The organism is Paraburkholderia sp. RL17-383-BIF-A (assembly GCF_046028015.1).
In the GTDB taxonomy this organism is placed as follows: Bacteria; Pseudomonadota; Gammaproteobacteria; order Burkholderiales; family Burkholderiaceae; genus Paraburkholderia.
The window spans coordinates 1-17,145 of record NZ_JARESR010000004.1 but is presented as its reverse complement, the minus strand read 5'-3'; the positions used below and the strand labels follow the sequence as shown (position 1 = coordinate 17,145).

Genomic DNA, 17,145 nt, shown 5'->3' with positions numbered 1-17,145 from the left:
TGATCTGAACGCGGCGATGCGGGAGTGGTGCCATGACGGATTTGTCCAGCGGTAGCAAGCAAGTGCGGTTTTTGAACACAGAGCATGCGCACACCAGGGAGCAGGCCGATCTTGATCCGCAGGAAACCGCCGAATGGCTGGCGGCGCTCGACGGCGTGGTCGCGCATGTCGGCCGCGAGCGCGCGCAGTTTCTGTTCGACAAGCTCGCGAGCCATGCGCTGACGCTTGGCGTGGAATCGGCGCGCACGAACGTGACGCCGTATCAGAACACCATCCCGTTCGAGCAACAACCGCGCTATCCCGGCAATCTCGAACTCGAAGAGCGGCTCGCCGCCGCGCTGCGCTGGAATGCGCTCGCGATGGTGGTGCGCGCGAACAAGGCTTACGGCGAACTCGGCGGGCATATTGCGAGTTATGCGTCGGCGGCGGATCTGTTCGAGGTCGGATTCAACCATTTCTTTCGCGCCGCCGCGCCGGGCGGCGAGGCCGGCACGGGCGACCTGATCTACTTCCAGCCGCATTCGTCGCCGGGTGTCTACGCGCGGGCTTTTCTCGAAGGTTTCCTCTCCGAGGAGAACCTGCAGCACTACCGGCGCGAGATCGGCGGCCCGGGCTTGTGCTCGTATCCGCACCCGTGGCTGATGCCGGACTTCTGGCAGTTCCCCACCGGCTCCATGGGCATCGGGCCGATCAATGCGATTTATCAAGCGCGTTTCATGCGGTATCTCGCCAATCGCGGCCTCGTGCAAACGGAAGGCCGCAAGGTGTGGGGCTTTTTCGGCGACGGCGAGATGGACGAGCCGGAGTCGACCGCCGCTCTGTCGCTGGCCGCGCGCGAGGGGCTCGACAACCTCGTGTTCGTGATCAACTGCAATCTGCAGCGCCTCGACGGTCCGGTGCGCAGCAACGGCCGCATCATCGACGAACTGGAAGCGCAATTCATTGGCGCAGGCTGGAATGTGATCAAGGTGATCTGGGGCTCGGATTGGGACGCGCTGTTCTCGTGCGACCGCACCGGCGCATTGCTGCGCGCCTTCGCGCATACCGTCGACGGCCAGTTCCAGACCTTCTCCGCGAACGACGGCGCGTACAACCGCGAACGCTTCTTCGGTCAGAACCCGGAGCTTGCCGCGCTCGCCGCGCAACTGAGCGACGACGACATCGACCGCCTGCGCCGCGGCGGCCACGACGTGCGCAAACTGCACGCGGCCTACGCGAAGGCGCTGGCGCATCAGGGCCAGCCGACGGTCATTCTCGCGAAGACGATGAAGGGTTTCGGCATGGGCACCTCGGGCCAGGGCCGCATGACCACGCATCAGCAGAAGAAACTCGACTTCGACGACCTCAAGGCGTTTCGCGACCGCTTTCGCCTGCCGCTCACGGACGAGGACGTCGAACAGGTGCAGTTTTACAAACCAGCGGAAGACAGTCCGGAAATGCAATACCTGCATGCGCGCCGGGCTGCCTTGGGAGGCTATCTGCCCAGAAGGCGGCGAGTCGCATCGAAGGGACTGATCGTCCCGCCGGTGTCCTCCTGGGGGCAATTCGCGCTGGACTCCAATGGTCGCGACATGTCCACCACCATGGCGCTGGTTCGCATGTTGACCGCGCTGCTCAAGGACGTGGAAGTCGGCCCGCGCGTGGTGCCGATCGTCGCCGACGAGGCACGCACATTCGGCATGGCGAACATGTTTCGCCAGGTCGGCATCTATTCGCCGCTCGGGCAGTTGTACGAGCCGGAAGATCTCGGCTCGATGCTGTACTACCGCGAGGACACGAAAGGCCAGATTCTCGAAGAGGGCATTTCGGAAGCGGGCGCGGTGTCGTCATGGATCGCGGCGGCGACCTCGTACAGCGTGCACGATGTACCGATGCTGCCGTTCTACATCTACTACTCGATGTTCGGTTTCCAGCGGATCGGCGACCTGATCTGGGCGGCGGCGGACCAGCGTGCGCGCGGTTTCCTGATCGGCGCGACGTCGGGCAAGACGACGCTCGGCGGCGAAGGCTTGCAGCATCAGGACGGCACGAGCCATCTGGCGGCATCGACGATTCCGAATTGCCGCGCGTACGACCCCGCGTTCGCCTACGAGGTTGCCGCGATCGTCGACGAGGGCATGCATGAGATGCTCGACGTGCAACGTGACGTGTTTTATTACGTCACGGTGATGAACGAGAACTACGCGCAGCCTTCGGTGCCGGGCGGCAATTTGCAGGCGCTGCGCGAAGGGATTCTCAAAGGTATTTATCCGCTTGCCGCGCCAGCGCAGGAGGGCACGCAAGCCACGGTGCAATTGCTCGGCGCCGGTGCGATTCTCGGTGAAGTGATCGCGGCTCAGCAGATGTTGAAGGACGATTGGCAGATCGACGCCGCCGTGTGGAGCGTGACGAGCTTCACCGAGTTGCAGCGCGACGGCATGGCGGCGGAACGGCTCGCACGTCTTGGTGAAGCGACCGGCGCGCCCTATGTCACGCAAGCGCTTGAAGCGTCGCAAGGCCCGATCATTGCCGCGACCGACTACGTTCGCGCCGTGCCGGAGCTGATCCGCGCGTATGTGCCGCGCCGCTACGTGACGCTCGGCACCGACGGCTTCGGCCGCAGCGACACGCGCCAGGCGTTGCGCGAGTTCTTCGAAGTGGACCGCAAGTCGATCGTGATCGCCGCACTGAAAGCCCTGGCGGACGAGGGCACGATCGACGCGAGCCGGCTTGCCGAAGCGCGTCGCAAGTATCTCGGCGACGCAGCGGCCGGCGCGGCGTCCTGGCAATGCTAGGAACGCGCCTCGCGGACGATCAGTCGCTCACCGCGACCTGGTTCTTGCCGTCCCGTTTCGCGCGATAGAGGCCGATGTCGGCGGCTTCGATCAGCTTCGTCACCGGCTCGGCGAGCGACGGCACGAGCGTCGCCGCGCCGATGCTGATCGTCACCACGCCGGCTGCGGAGCCCGAATGCGGAATCGCCAGATCTTCGATTGCGATGCGGATTTTTTCCGCAAGCAGACGCAAACCACCGGCCGACGTGCCCGGCACCACCACGGCGAACTCTTCACCACCGAAGCGCGCCGCAAGATCGGGCGAGCGTCCGAGGCATGATTCGACGGTGTGCGCGACACGTTTGAGCACTTCGTCGCCGGCGACGTGGCCATAGGTGTCGTTGTACGCCTTGAAGTTATCCACATCGATCATCAGGAAGCCGAGGCCGGTCTTGTCGCGTGTGCCGCGACGCCATTCGGCCGCCAGATATTGATCGAGGTAGCGCCGATTCGACAGACCCGTCAGGCCGTCCGAATGCGTGAGGCGCTGCAATTCCAGATTGGTCGCGAGCAATTGTTGCTGCGATTGACGCAGCGCCTGATAGGCCTCGTCGCGTTGTAGCAGATTCAGATACGAGCGCGAGTGATAGCGGATGCGCGCAATCAGCTCGATGCGATCCGGCAGTTTCACCAGATAGTCGTTGGCCCCTGCCGCAAAGGCGGCGCTCTTGACGAGCGGCTCTTCCTTGGTCGACAACACGATGATCGGAATGTCGCGGGTCGCCGGATTCTGCCGGTATTGGCGCACGAGCGTGAGTCCGTCCGTGCCCGGCATCACCAGGTCCTGAAGGATCACCGTCGCGCGCGTTTCGGCGGCGCAGCGCAGCGCGTCGTCAGGCGAGGCGCAGTAGTGGAAGTCCACGCTCGCTTCGTCCGCCAGCGCCTGACGCACCGCCTCGGCGATGATCGCCTGGTCGTCGACCAGCAACACCATGATCGGACACTCGGCCGCGGGCGGATTGCCGAGAATGCGCGCGAGCGCATCGTCGACGGCGAGATTGGCCGCGTCCACCGCGTCCAGCGTCTGCGCGTTCGCGTCGACTTGCGCGAGATCCCGCGCGGCGGCGTTCTGATGCGGTTCAGGAGTGTCCATGTCGTTCAGCCAGAAAAGATGTCAGTGAATCAAAGCGGGTCATAGGCGGCGAGTACGCGGCTAGCGGGAGCTGACCGCCGTCGCGAGGGCGGCGGCGATGCGCGGCAAGGGCAGGATCGCGGCGGCGGCGTCGAGCGCCGCGGCCGCTTTCGGCATGCCGTACACGGCGCTGGTCGCCTCGTCCTGCGCGATCGTGTGATAGCCCTTGGTGCGCATCGCCTTGAGTCCGATCGCGCCGTCGCGGCCCATGCCGGTCAGCAGCACGCCGATGGCGCGCGCCGGCCAGCGGGCCACCACGCTGTGAAAAAACACGTCGACGGAAGGGCGATACGGCGTCTCTTCCGGGACGCGCGTGTAGCCGAGCACGTTGGGCAGTTTCAGATGCAGATGATCGTCGGTGGCGGCGAGCAGCACGACGCCCGCTTGCGGCCGGTCGCCTTCACTGGCGATTCGCACCGGCAGCGCCGATTGCTGATTCAGCCAGTCCGCCATGCCGGCGGCGAAGGCCGCGTCGACGTGCTGCACGATCACGACGGCCGCCGCAAAATCCTTGGGCAGGCCGGCGAGCAGCGTGGCCAGCGCAGCGGGTCCGCCCGCCGACGCGCCGATCGCCACCAGCGGCGTGTCACGGTTCGTCGCGCAGGCGGGCGTTGTCGCGGCGGCTGCGCCGGGTGCGTTGCGTTCCTTGACGAGCGCCGCGATACGGTCGATTTTCGCGATCAGCGTGGCGATGCTCTTGTGCGCATCGGGACCGCTCAGCGACGGCGTATCGACCGCGTCGAGCGCGCCCGCGCCCATCGCTTCATAGACGCGCCATGCGTTCGCGCCCACGTCGACGGTGACGATCAGGATCGCGCAGGGTGCGCGCGCCATGATGCGGCGCGTGGCCTCGATGCCGTCGACGTTCGGCATCACCAGATCCATCAGCACGATGTCGGGCCGCTGCGCCGTGCAGAAATCGACCGCCTGCTGGCCGTCCTGCGCGATCCACAGCACCTCGTAGTCGTGGCGTGCCGCGAGTGCGCGACGCAGCGCCTCGACGGCGAGCGGCATGTCGTTGACGATTCCGATTTTCATCCGTTTTGCCCGTAGGTTTAACCGTAAGCTTCGCCGATCAGATCACGCACCGCATCGAGCAGTGCTTCGTCATGAAAACTGCCTTTCGCCAGATAGTAGTCCGCGCCCGCATCCAGCCCGGCGCGGCGGTCCTCTTCGCGATCCTTGTACGAGACGATCATCACCGGCAGTGACTGCAACTGCGGATCGCGCTTGATCAGCGTGACCAGTTCGATGCCGTCCATACGCGGCATGTCGATGTCGGTGATCACGAGGTCGAAGCGCTCGCCGCGTACCGCGTTCCAACCGTCCATGCCGTCGACGGCGATCGTCACGTCGTAACCGCGCATGGCGAGCAGCTTGCGTTCGAGCTCGCGCACGGTGAGCGAATCGTCGACCACCAGCACGCGGCGGCTGGTACGCTGAGCCGCGTGTGCGACGCCGTGTTGCGTGTGCCGGAGATCGCCGCCCGCCACGAGCCGTTCGACGGAGCGCAGCCAGTCGTCGACATCGGCGATCAGGACCGGATCGCCGTTCTCCATCAGCGCGCCGGCGGTGATGTTGCGGATCTTGCCGAGGCGCGGATCGAGCGGCTGCACCACCAGCATCCGCTCGCCGAGAAAGCGGTCGACCACCACGCCGTAGGTTTGCGGGCCGTCGCCGATCACGATCATGCTGACGGCGTCGCTTTCATCCGCGGGCGGCGCGGTGTCGAGAATCTGATGCGCGGTGACGACGCCGATACGCCGGCCGGAAAAAGCGATGTGCTGATGCCCTTCGAGCAATTCGATCTCGGCGCGGCTCACGTGCAGCGTGCGGTTCACATGCGCGAGCGGCACCGCGTACGGCTCGCCCGCGACTTCGATCAGCAGACTGCGGATCACCGAAAGCGTCAACGGCAACTGCAATTGCACGCGCGTGCCGAGACCGGCCTCATGCGTGATCCGCACCGTGCCGCGCACACGTTTGACGACGTCGTGCACCGCGTCGAGTCCGACGCCGCGGCCCGAGACGTCGGTCACCTGATCGCGCAGCGAGAACCCCGGCAGGAACAGGAATTCGAGCAACTCGGCTTCGGACAGGCGCGTGGCCGTTTCCTCGCTCGCGAGCTTCTTGCGTACGATCGACGCACGCAGCGCGTCGAGATCGATGCCCGCGCCGTCGTCGGAAACGGTGATGAGCAGCGCGCCGGCCGTGTGACGCGCGTCGAGCGTGAGCGTGCCTTCCTCCGGCTTGCCGCGCGCGAGGCGCACGGCGGGCGCTTCGATGCCGTGGTCGAGCGCGTTGCGCAGCATATGGCCGAGCGGCGCTTCGAGCAGATCGAGAATGTCGCGGTCCACCTGCGTGGATTCGCCGACCAACTGCCAGCGCACCTTCTTGCCGAGCGAACGCGCGACGTCGCGCACCATCCGCGCGAGGCCGCTCGTGCCGTCGCCGAATGGCCGCATGCGGCATTGCAATGCGGCGTCGTAGAGCTGTTGCGACAGATGCGTCGAGCGACGGTCGAAGCTCTCCAGATCGGCGAGACGCTCGGCCAGCAGATGCTGCGATTCCGCGGTGAGGCGGCGCACTTCTTCGAGCGCGGCCTGGGCGCGCGGATCGAGCTTCAGATCGGCAAGCGTTTCGTGCAGTTGATCCAGCGCGCGGGTGCTGTCGCGCTGGACGCGTTTGACGCGCAGCATGGATTGCGCGAAGGGTTTCAGCCAGCGCGATTCGACTAGCGATTCGCCGGACAACGACAGCAGGCGGTCGAGGTTGTCGGCGCGCACGCGCAGCATGCGGCCGGATTCGGCCGTTATGTTGCTGGCGCTGTTCGCGCTGTTCGCGCTGTTCGAGGCGGACGGTTTTGCGGATGCGGCGTCTGGCGCATTCTGCTGCGTGGCCTCGGCGCGCAACGCGTCGGCTATCAGGTTGAACGCGGCGTCGGGGTCCGGGCGTGGGTCCGCGCTTGAGCTGACAGCAGGCGTGGGCGATGCCGCGGCTGCGCTCGGGGCGGGTTCGGATACCACTGCGGCTGGCGGAGTCACATCGCGCCGTATTACGGCCCCGTGCGGCAACACGTCAACCATACGCGCCTGCAACGAGGCCACGCACGCACCCACCGCATCGCGCGCCGATTCGTCCTCGTCATTGCCGATACGCGCGACGATATCCACGCCGCGCAACAACTCGTCGATCCAGGCCGGGTCGAGCAACGCGCGCCCTTCCTGCGCGGCAACGAAGCAATCCTCCATGGCGTGCGCGAGTTCGACGCCGACCTGCACGCCGACAATGCGCGCCGCACCCTTCAACGAATGCGCGGCGCGCATGCAGGCCTCGAGCGCGGCGGCATCGCGCGGCGCGCGATCGAGCGCGAGCAGTCCGTCGTTCAGTACGCGTGCCTGCGTCCGCGCTTCTTCGCGGAACAGATCGATTAGCGACGGGCGGCGCGGCTCGTCGGTCATCCGAGACTCCGGTTCAAAGTGTCGAAGAGCGCGTCGGCGTCTAGCAGGCCAACGCTCATGCCGCGCCACGGTGCGACGGCGCGCGTATGCGCGGCGGCCGCTTGTGAGAGCGTGGCGGGCGGCGGGCAAAAACTGGCCGCCGCGATGCGGTGCACGCCGTCGACCTGGTCGACGGGGAACACCGCGTGTTCTTCCGCGCGCGAAACCACCAGCAAACGCGGCAGATCGTGGCGAGCACGGTCGTCGCGCGCGGCGGTATCCGTTTCGAAACCGAGCAGGTGCGCGAGCGACAGGCACACCAGCAACTCGCCTCGCACATTCACCACGCCGAGCACCGCGCGATGCTGCCGATGCGGCAACGTGTGAATCGGCCGCGTCTGCACGATGCGTTTGAAGATCGGCGTGGGCAGCGCCAGCCATTCGTCGCCGATGCGAAACACGAGGAACGATTCGCTTGCGCCTTGCACATCGTGCTGCGCTTGCGCAGGCGCGCGAGCGTCATGCAGCGAGAGATCCACCTCGGGAATCGGCCGTTCCAGCAGTTTGGCTGCAGCGGCTTCGAACACCGGGCAATTCAGGCAGCGCACATGCTCGACGAGACGCTCGCACGACGAATCGCCGCGCACGCCGATGCGATTCCAGCAGTCGTCGAAGCTCACCGTCTGCGCGTCAGCCACGTTGCGCTCCCTGTGCGCGCGCCGCGCGCTGCATCAACAGGCGCGCGCCGTCGCGGTCGCCCTCGAGTTCGAGCGACGTCGCGAGATGCGCGAGCGCTTCCGCGTGCTGCGGATCGAGATACAGCGCCTTGCGATAGTGTCCGCGTGCGAGGTTCGCGTCGCCGTTGGCATCGGCGAGAACGCCGAGCAGATAAAACGCGTCGGCGTGCGGAGCGTGGTGCTCCAGATAGGCGTTGATCGCCGTAGCGGCTTGCGCGAGGCGGCCGGCGTCGGCGAGTGCACGCGCAGCCTGCAACGTGTCGCTTGCCGCGTGGGTCGTCGCGGCGCCTGGCGCCGACAGGGGGTGGTGTACCGACGACGCGGCTATCGACATCTTGCGCATGGGTGACGCGATGCTGTCACGCGGCGCGAACTGCGTGGCGCCATGGAACGGCGTATGCGCGACCTGACCGGGCCACGCGAAAGGCTGCGCGGACAATACTTGCGGTCGAGCAATAGCGGGCATTTGTGAAGGCGTCATCGCGAGCGCGGCGGCGGTGGGGCGCGGCGCGGCGCGCCAGCCGTTCGACTGCGCTTCGTCGGGCGCGCCGCGATGAAATGCGAAGGCCAACGGGATCCTGGCGGACTGCATGCCGTAGCGCATCAGCAGCCCGGTTTCCGCAGGGCCGACGAACAGCGTGCCGTTTTCGGCCAGCACGCTATTGAGCGCCTGCAACGCTTTCTGCTGCGCGTCGCGGTCGAAGTAAATCAGGACATTGCGGCAGAACACGAAGTCGTAGACGCCAAGCGCCGACGCGTCGAGCTGCATCAGATTGGCGCGCGAGAAGCGCACCGCTTCCACGATGCGCGGCGCAAGACGCCAGCCGTCCTCGGTACGCGTGAAGTGCGCGTCGCGGAACGCAAACGCATTGCCGCGAAACGAATTGCGCCCGTACACGGCGCGCTGCGCGACGGCGAGCGAACGGTCGCTGATATCCATTGCGTCGATACGCAACTGCGTGGCGTCGATGCCCGCATCGAGCAGCGTCATCGCGATCGTGTACGGCTCCTCGCCGGTCGAGCAAGGCAAGCTCAGGATACGCAGCGGCAGTGCGCCGCCACGTTCGGCAACGCGCTCATGCGCGAGCCGCGCGAGCGCCTTGAACGCGTCGGCGTCGCGGTAGAACCAGGTCTCCGGCACGACGACCGTTTCGATCAGCGATTGCAGTATGGCCGGCGAAGTTTGCGCGGCTTCCCAATAGTCGGTGAGCGTGGCTTCGGCGTGACCCTCCGCGTACCACGCGGCGGCGCGCTGATCGACAGCACGCTCGATCGCGCTATGACCGAGCGACGCCGCGTCGAGCCCCATGGTCCGATGCAGCAGTTCGGCGAAGCGTCGATAAAGCGGCGCGTTGTCGTGATGCGCGTTCATGCGTGCGCCTCGGGAAACAGGAGCGCCTTGACGTGGTCGGGCAGCAGATGCTCGACGCGAATCCACTGCACGAGGCCGCCCGCATCGCTCGCGACCGGGCCGAGATAGCGCGCGTGCGGCATGTCGAGGCCGGCATGTTGAAATGCCGTCACGTCGAGGCGAATGGTGCGCGTCGCGCCTTCCAGCAGCAGCGCGAGCAGACGCGTCGTGCCCGCATGCGGATAGCGCACCAGCACCACGCGCGTGGACATGAGTTGTGCTGCGGGGCGGCCGAGCGCGAGCGCCGGCAGATCGATCAGCGGCAGCGGTGAGCCTTCGTGATCGAGTACGCCCGCCACCCACGAGGGCGCGCCGGGGATCGTCTTCGGCGGCGACTGCGGCGTGAGCGGCATCAGACGCTCCACCTGCGTTGCGTCGATCACGTACCGTTCGCTATCGAGCGTGAAGAGGACGAAGAGCATCGGCATGTGCGTGGGCGATGGATAGGCGTGCGGGGCCGGTTTCGAGCTGCGCGCCGTAGCGCGTCAGGCCGTCACCTTGAAGCGCGACACACCCGTGCGCAGACTATTGGCGACGTGCGTCAGATCGTCGATCGCCTGGGTCGACTGGCGCAGCGATTCCGCGGTCTGTTGCGCGGCCTCCGAGAGTTGCGTCAGTGCCTGGGTGATCTGCTCGGCCCCGGTGGCTTGCGTTTGCATGCCTTCGTTCACCATCGAGAAACGCGGCGCGAGTTGTTGCACCTGCTGGATGATCTCCGTGAGATGGCCGCCGACGTGCTGCACGTCGAGCATGCCGCGGCGCACTTCTTCGGAGAACTTGTCCATGCCCATTACGCCCGCGGCGACCGCCGACTGGATCTCCTTGACCATCTGTTCGATGTCGTAGGTCGCCACGGCGGTCTGGTCGGCGAGGCGGCGGATTTCCGTGGCGACGACCGCGAAACCGCGACCGTATTCGCCGGCCTTTTCCGCTTCGATCGCGGCGTTCAGCGAGAGCAGGTTGGTCTGGTCCGCGACCTTGGTGATGGTGGCGACGACCTGGTTGATGTTGCTGGCCTTCTCGTTGAGGATGGCCAGCTTCGCGTTGACGGAGCCGGCCGCTTCCATCACTCGGCGCATGGTTTCTTCCATGCGCGCGAGGCCGGCATGGCCGGTGCCCGCGAGCACCGCCGACTGGCCGGCCACTTCCGACACTTCGTTCATGGTGCGCAGCAGATCGCGCGAGGTCGCGAAGATTTCACGCGACGTGGCGCCGATTTCGGTCGTGGTGGCGGCGGTTTCGTTCGCGGTGGCTTGTTGTTCGCGCGAGGTCGCGGCGATTTCCGTCACCGACGTGGTGACCTGCACCGCCGACTTCTGCGCCTGGCCGACCAGCGCGGTGAGTTCGTCGGTCATGCGGTTAAAGCCCGCTTCGAGCGCGCCGATTTCGTCCGCGCGATTCAGTTGCAGGCGTTGGGTCAGGTCGCCCGTGCGCATGACGTCGACGACTTGCAGCACCTTGGCCATCGGCATGGTGACGGCGCGCAGCAGCCAGTAACCGGCCAGCGCGGCGACGGCGGCGGCGGTGAGCAGCATGACGAGCAGCACGATGCGCGTCGTCTCGACCGAACTGCGGATGCTGTCTGCGGCCTGGTCCGCGTAGCCTTTGTTGTTCTCGACGAGCTTGCGCACGGAGAGCCGGCCGGTTTCCCAGAGCGGTGTGAGTTGCGTATTAAAAATGCGCGCGGCGTTGTCTTTCGAAGACGGCAACGCGTCCAGCACCGACGCCTGGATCGGCAGGTACTGCGCCTGTTGCTGACGGAAGTCGTTGAAGAGGTCGCGATCGACGTCGCGGAAGATCGTCGCGCCGTAATCGCTGATGAGCTTCTGGAGCGTTTGCTGGGTCTCCTGCAAACGGGCTGTGTCGCGCTTCACGGTGTCCGGGTCCGCGTCGACATAGATGAGGCGCTGCGTGACGCTGTAGTTCTCGAACCACGCCGCACGCATTGCGGTCGCGTAGTAAAGGCCGGGCATCGAGTCCTGCTGCTGGCTCTTCGCATCGCGGTCAATGCCGCCGAGCTGCTGGAAGGTGACGATTGCCATTGCCAGCATCACGATCAGCACGATCCCGAAGCTGCACAGAATCCGTTGCCGGATGGTCCATTGTTTCACGCGAACGCCCCTTACTTTTGGCTTTGTCTCGACCGGTGTTGTCGACGTGGTCTGTCTTGAATCGACGGGTCGGAAAGCTTTACGGGTCGTCAGATTTACCCGACGGCTTATGTGGCGAATTTTACATTGATCGGGCGAATGCCAGGCGAACAAAGGAACTGGAGGCCGGTTCGCGACGAGCGCCGGCTAGTGCGTTACATGAGTAATGTCCCGTTACCACTTGCAGCATCTATTTCCGCGTGCGCCAGCCACAATCGGTTCCATGCCTGAACGGCGGGGAGTCAAACATGAAAAAGATCGCAGTGGCGTTGTTGATGGTGGGAAGTCTGAGCGTAGCCGGGCAAGCATCGGCGCACGGCAATGGTGGCGACGTGGTGGGTGCGTTGATCGGTGGCGCCGTGCTGGGGGCCGTAGTGACCTCCGCGCTGAATCCGGCGCCCGTGGTGGCTTACCAGCAGCCCGTATACGCGCAGCCGGCGTATCAGCCCGCGCCCGTGTACGCCCAGGCGCCGCCGGGATACTGCTATGACCAGTACCAGCGTGCCTACGTGGCGTGCGGTGCGCCGCCGCCGCCCGCGCAGTATGGATATCCGCAACCGCAACCGGGTTGGTGATTGCGCAGCGCGCGCATGCTGTGCGCGTCACAGTAAAAAAGGCCGTCGCTCTATGCGACGGCCTTTCATTTCATTGCGCTGTTTAGTGCTTGTGATGCAGCCACTCCGCGTAGTGCGTGTCGAGCCAACGCTCGAGTTTTTGCGGCTTTGTCTTCTGGTGGTAGCGCGACGCGGCCCAGATCGCCACGCCGACCAGCAGCATCACGGTAGGCCCCAGCAAATAAGCTATCAGTGATTCAGACATGGGAGCCTCCGTATCGGGTTGCGTGCAACCTTCAGTGTAGGCGATCAAGCGCGGGAAAAAAGGACCGCGTGATTCAATCGTGGCGCATGCTTGTTCGTGTGGGATTTCTCTCTTTCGAAACCTGGCGTGAAATTGAATTTCTCAATTACGGCAATGAGTTACGGATGACGTGAGTGGTGCTGTGTACCAAATGACGGCTTGTTGTGACAGCCGGCGGAACGGCACGAGGATTGTTGCACGGCCTTTCAGGGCGAGGCGGTCATGGCGTCGCGGACGCCCTTGATCTGCTCGTCGACGAAGTCTGCCCAACACTGCATGATTCGGCGCTGATCCGCGGCGTTTTCCGCATTCGTGCCTGGCTTCATGCGCTCGGGCACTTCGCCTGCATTCTGGTCGAGCGCGTCCGCGTGCTCCGTCATCTCGCGCAAGTGCGCCGTTGCAGTGCGCCGGAAGTCATGCAGGACGAAATGCTCCACGTCGAGACCAAGCGCCTTAACGGCCTGGTTCAACGTACTCTTGGCGATGGGCCGGTCGTCGCCCCTGACGCTCGGGAATACGAAGTTTCGGCTGGCTTTGGCGTGCTGCAGCTCGCGCAGCATGGAAACCGCCTGATGCGAAAGTGGCACGCGCTGATCGCAGTCTTTTTTCAGGCGCGCGGCGGGGATCGTCCATAACGCTTTGTCCAGATCGAATTCGGGCCACGTCGATTCGACCAGGTCCGATTTGCGCGCCATGGTCAGCACCAGCAGATGCAGCGCCAGCTTCAGGGGCCGGCGGATGCTCGACGCGTCGATCGAGCGAAACATGGCGCCGATTTCGTCGCCCGAGAGCACGCGGTTGCGGGTGTCGAAGGTGGCGATGGAGCGCGCCGGAACGACCTCGGCCGGGTTGCTGACCGCGAGTTGCCGCGCAATCAGATACTCATAGAGACGTTTGATCACATTGCGCGTATGCAGCGCCATTTTCGGCGAACCGCGGCTTTTGATTCTGTCGCATATCGCGACGATATCGGCGGCGGTGACGGCTTTGATCGGCATGTGGCCGATGGCGGGCAGGACGTCCTTGTCGAGCGCGCGCCGCGTGGTGCGGCGATACTCCTCCGACTTGCCCGCCATTTCCGTTGCCAGATAAAGCTCGGCGGCCTCGCGCAGGACGTCCGCCTTGCTTTCCGCGCCGCGGTCGCGCCGCGCCGTAGCGACCGGCGAAATGCCTTGAGCGACCATCTCCGCATACTTTTGAGCCTTCGCCCGCGCGACGCGCAGGGAGATCATCCGGTAATCGCCGATCGTGGCGAGCGGCTGGCGCTTGCCATTCAGCGAATAGCGGAAGCGCCAGACCTTGGTGCCGGTCGTCATGACTTCGATGACGAGACCGTTGCCGTCCGCGACGCAATAACGGGTGGCGCGCGGTTCGAGCGCGCGGATCTGGGCTTCGGTGAGGGGAACGGCTAGACGGGGCATGCTCGGATCGTTCAAACACGGACAGCGGCGATTTTAAACCTATGCCGGCTGTGTACCAAAGAATCTGCTGTTTTTGGGTCAACGAAGGGAGTTTTTGCATCCGCGATGGCACGCTCTCGGTGCTGCGGGAAGTCTTTCCAGGTTGGCTTTCTTAGGCGAAGAGGCGATTCCCGTTCACTTGCCGATACAGAATCTGCTAAAAATCACTCCGAGAAGATCGTCCGAACTGAATTCGCCGGTGATCGAATTCAACTGGTCTTGGGCGAGGCGCAGTTCTTCAGCGAACAGATCAAGCGCCTGCGAGTTTTGATCCGCATGCGCGGCGGCGGTCGCGAGATGCTCTTCGGCGGCGCGCAGTGCAATCAGATGCCGCTCGCGCGCCAGGTAAACGCTTTCCGCGCCCGCTTGCCAGCCGGCGATTCTCAGCAACTCTTCGCGCAACAGCGCCACGCCGTCGCCTTGTTTAGCCGAGAGCCGCACTTCGCTCAGTTCGAGTTCGGCGTCGAGCGTTTGCGCTGCTGGCGCGAGGCCCGTCAGGTCAGTTTTGTTCAATACGCGTACCACTGGCACCCCGACCGGAAAGCGTCCGGCGATCACCTCGTCTTCGGCTGTCATGCCGGTGCGTGCATCGAGCAGATGCAGCACGACATCCGCACGCTCGATCTCACTCCAGGTGCGCGCAATGCCGATTTTTTCGACTTCGTCCTCGGTATCGCGCAGGCCGGCCGTATCGATCACGTGCAGCGGAATACCTTCGATCTGAATGGTCTGCGCGACCTTGTCCCGCGTCGTGCCGGCGATCGGCGTGACGATGGCCAGCTCCGCGCCCGCCAGCGCATTCAGCAGCGACGATTTGCCGACGTTCGGCTGCCCGGCCAGCACCACTGAGAGGCCTTCGCGCAACAACGCGCCTTGCCGCGCTTCGCTCAGCACGTGGGCGAGGCGCTCGCGAATCCGTGTGAGCTTGCCGCGGGCGTCGGCGGCTTCGAGGAAGTCGATCTCTTCCTCGGGGAAGTCGAGCGTCGCTTCGACGAGCATGCGTAGCGTGATCACGTCTTCCACCAGCGCGTGAATGTCGCGCGAAAACGCGCCGTCGAGCGAGCGGCCCGCTGAGCGCGCGGCGGCCTCGGTGCTGGCCTCGATCAGGTCGGCGACCGCTTCGGCTTGCGCCAGATCCAGTTTGTCGTTGAGGAACGCGCGACGCGTGAATTCACCCGGTTCGGCGAGACGCAGACCGAACGCGCGGCCGGCGTCGATGCAACGTTGCAGCACGAGTTGCAGTACGACCGGACCGCCGTGTCCCTGCAGTTCGAGCACATGCTCGCCGGTGTAGGAATACGGCGCCGGGAAGTACAGCGCGATACCACGGTCGAGCGCGTTGCCGCTCGCGTCGAGGAACGGGACGTAGCTGGCGTGGCGGGCGGCGAGCGTCTGACCGGTGAGCGCTTGCATGAGCGGCTGGGCCGCCGCCTCGCCCGCTCGTCCGAACGAGATCCGCACCACGCCGATCCCTCCCCGGCCGGGCGCGGTGGCAATGGCGACGATCGGATCGGAATCGGTGGCGAGCATAGAAGCGTGGCAGAAAAACAGAGAGGAGGGCGGGGTGCCGGCGGTCAACGCGGCGCGAGGCATTGTAACGCGGCGGTGTGTGAAGGCTGACCGACGGCGCGGCGGAGCCGTCGTTTTGACGACTCGGAGCTGATTTCGGATTTATCTCACAAAAGCTAAATAGTGCCTCGATTTTTTGAGAATCACTAAGATTGAACGAGATGGCTATGTGCCCATCAGACTGTAAAAAAGGGCAAAGACGCACAATTTTTAAAATCGCGCCAGTCTCACGGCTGGCGCTGGCAGAAGCTAAAAAATATATTAATTTCGATAATTGCTAGCCTGATTGGTTGAGAACCCGTGGCTCGGGCGCTTGCACAATCCGATCCATGACGACCAAACCATTGAAAGCCGCGTTTGCCGAACGACTCAGCCGCTCGATGAAGCGGCGCAATATTTCCAACGGGGCCGAGCTCTGCAGAAAATTCAATCTCATCCACACCGGCGCAGATGTGACGGATCAGGCCATCTACAAATGGCTCGACGGAAAAACGATGCCGCGACCAGCCAACCTGCGCACGCTAGCCAAATTGCTGGACGTGGATAAGCATTGGCTGGCCTACGGACTGTCGAAGAGTACGAAGGCCAAGCCGCTCGCGCCCGGCGAGAACTATCCGCTTTCGGCCGAGACGATCGAATGGGAGCCGCAAAAGGGTGCGCTGGTTTTGACGATAAACCTCGAAGACCGTGCCGGATTCCAGGAGGTGACTGTCCGCCTTACTAGCCAGAATGGCGAGGAAAGTTAGTGAGGGTGGGGCCTGCAGGCCTTTCCTTTGATCGCTGATGCATTCGGCGCTCAACGGCTTCGTACCGACCGGCCTCGGTAGTACCAGATCGTGTCGACCTAACATCCGGACGATCCGGACGACTGCGCCGCCTGACGGACTGCCTGCCGGTCAACGCCACAAGCAAGTCGGATTTATCTCAATCAGGCTAGGATTGCTACCGCGTTTCTTGCGGAAAAATAGGACGCCGCCGGACCTAAAGGCCACGAGCGGCCGACCGCACAACGAAAAACAACAAAAAATGACAACTTCGGCGGACGCGTTGTTCGGCGGCGCCTGCAAGCTAAATGTATCTCAAATAAGCTATAACGAAGCCTGGCTGGTTGTCAACTGGTTGAACGTTGAATTGCACAATCCGGCCCATGCCGACCAACAAAGAAAAAGCCGCCTTCGCCAAACGGTTGAAGGACCTGCTAGAGCCGCTGAAAATTCGCGGCGGGACCAAACTCGCCGAGCAATTCAATCTCCGCTACCGGGGTGAACGTGAGGTTACGCCGCAGACCGCTCACAAGTGGTTATCCGGTACGACGATCCCGAAGCCGGACAAGTTGCGCACGTTGGCCGAATGGCTGAACGTCAAGGAGCATTGGCTTCACTACGGACCGCCACCGGGCACGAATGCGAGGCCGTTGGCGCGCGGTGAAAAATATCCGCCGACACCGGAGACGATCGAACTTGCTTCGAAGATTCAGTCGCTGACGCCGAAAGACCGCTTTCTGGTCGAAGAGATGATCGTGCGCTTTTACGGTGAGGATGCGGAAGGAGAGTAACGACCGCGTCGTCGTTTAAG

At 64.3% G+C, this 17,145-nt stretch carries 14 protein-coding genes; 4 read left to right on the top strand and 10 right to left on the bottom strand.

What is annotated here, in order from left to right; translation table 11 throughout:
* The first annotated feature begins 32 nt into the window (after window positions 1-32).
* The gene (mdeB, locus tag P0D71_RS05795) at window positions 33-2,774 is read left to right on the top strand and encodes an alpha-ketoglutarate dehydrogenase (protein WP_408479462.1); all 2,742 of its coding nucleotides are present in this window, start codon (window positions 33-35) and stop codon (window positions 2,772-2,774) included.
* 19 nt (window positions 2,775-2,793) lie between these two features.
* Here mdeB and P0D71_RS05790 read toward each other — a convergent pair whose 3' ends face one another.
* The 7 genes from P0D71_RS05790 to P0D71_RS05760 all read right to left on the bottom strand — a co-directional run bounded on the left by P0D71_RS05790 (window position 2,794) and on the right by P0D71_RS05760 (window position 11,644).
* A complete protein-coding gene (locus P0D71_RS05790; RefSeq protein WP_408187320.1) occupies window positions 2,794-3,906 on the bottom strand; it encodes a diguanylate cyclase in 1,113 nt (370 codons plus the stop codon).
* 60 nt (window positions 3,907-3,966) lie between these two features.
* Complete coding sequence (locus P0D71_RS05785; protein ID WP_091797656.1) at window positions 3,967-4,983, bottom strand: chemotaxis response regulator protein-glutamate methylesterase; 1,017 nt, start codon at window positions 4,981-4,983, stop codon at window positions 3,967-3,969.
* 17 nt (window positions 4,984-5,000) lie between these two features.
* Complete coding sequence (locus tag P0D71_RS05780; RefSeq protein ID WP_408479461.1) at window positions 5,001-7,406, bottom strand: hybrid sensor histidine kinase/response regulator; 2,406 nt, start codon at window positions 7,404-7,406, stop codon at window positions 5,001-5,003.
* Complete coding sequence (locus tag P0D71_RS05775; RefSeq protein WP_091797650.1) at window positions 7,403-8,083, bottom strand: chemotaxis protein CheW; 681 nt, start codon at window positions 8,081-8,083, stop codon at window positions 7,403-7,405. Before P0D71_RS05775 ends, P0D71_RS05780 begins: the two co-directional genes overlap by 4 nt.
* On the bottom strand, window positions 8,076-9,494 hold the full coding sequence (locus tag P0D71_RS05770; protein ID WP_408479460.1) for a CheR family methyltransferase: 1,419 nt from the start codon (window positions 9,492-9,494) through the stop codon (window positions 8,076-8,078). Before P0D71_RS05770 ends, P0D71_RS05775 begins: the two co-directional genes overlap by 8 nt.
* Window positions 9,491-9,955: a chemotaxis protein CheW gene (locus tag P0D71_RS05765; RefSeq protein ID WP_408343930.1), complete on the bottom strand. Its 465-nt coding sequence runs from the start codon at window positions 9,953-9,955 to the stop codon at window positions 9,491-9,493. The genes P0D71_RS05770 and P0D71_RS05765 overlap by 4 nt, the downstream gene beginning before the upstream one ends.
* Window positions 9,956-10,018: 63 nt before the next feature.
* A complete protein-coding gene (locus tag P0D71_RS05760) occupies window positions 10,019-11,644 on the bottom strand; it encodes a methyl-accepting chemotaxis protein (protein ID WP_408479459.1) in 1,626 nt (541 codons plus the stop codon).
* 287 nt (window positions 11,645-11,931) lie between these two features.
* Between P0D71_RS05760 and P0D71_RS05755 the strand changes: the two genes are divergently transcribed.
* The gene (locus tag P0D71_RS05755; protein WP_091797641.1) at window positions 11,932-12,258 is read left to right on the top strand and encodes an ecotin precursor; all 327 of its coding nucleotides are present in this window, start codon (window positions 11,932-11,934) and stop codon (window positions 12,256-12,258) included.
* Window positions 12,259-12,340: 82 nt separating this feature from the next.
* Here P0D71_RS05755 and P0D71_RS05750 read toward each other — a convergent pair whose 3' ends face one another.
* The 3 genes from P0D71_RS05750 to mnmE all read right to left on the bottom strand — a co-directional run bounded on the left by P0D71_RS05750 (window position 12,341) and on the right by mnmE (window position 15,531).
* A complete protein-coding gene (locus P0D71_RS05750; RefSeq protein WP_177205047.1) occupies window positions 12,341-12,502 on the bottom strand; it encodes a hypothetical protein in 162 nt (53 codons plus the stop codon).
* A 245-nt stretch (window positions 12,503-12,747) separates the two neighbouring features.
* A complete protein-coding gene (locus P0D71_RS05745; RefSeq protein ID WP_408479458.1) occupies window positions 12,748-13,962 on the bottom strand; it encodes a tyrosine-type recombinase/integrase in 1,215 nt (404 codons plus the stop codon).
* Between the two features lie 174 nt (window positions 13,963-14,136).
* Window positions 14,137-15,531 (bottom strand): tRNA uridine-5-carboxymethylaminomethyl(34) synthesis GTPase MnmE, encoded by a 1,395-nt coding sequence (gene mnmE / locus P0D71_RS05740; protein WP_408479457.1) that lies wholly within the window; start codon window positions 15,529-15,531, stop codon window positions 14,137-14,139.
* Window positions 15,532-15,899: 368 nt separating this feature from the next.
* On the opposite strand from mnmE, the gene P0D71_RS05735 reads away from it, so the two are divergent.
* Window positions 15,900-16,316, top strand: coding sequence for a helix-turn-helix domain-containing protein (locus tag P0D71_RS05735; protein ID WP_408479456.1), 417 nt, complete (start codon window positions 15,900-15,902; stop codon window positions 16,314-16,316).
* 401 nt (window positions 16,317-16,717) lie between these two features.
* On the top strand, window positions 16,718-17,125 hold the full coding sequence (locus P0D71_RS05730; protein WP_091797629.1) for a transcriptional regulator: 408 nt from the start codon (window positions 16,718-16,720) through the stop codon (window positions 17,123-17,125).
* Window positions 17,126-17,145: the final 20 nt, after the last annotated feature.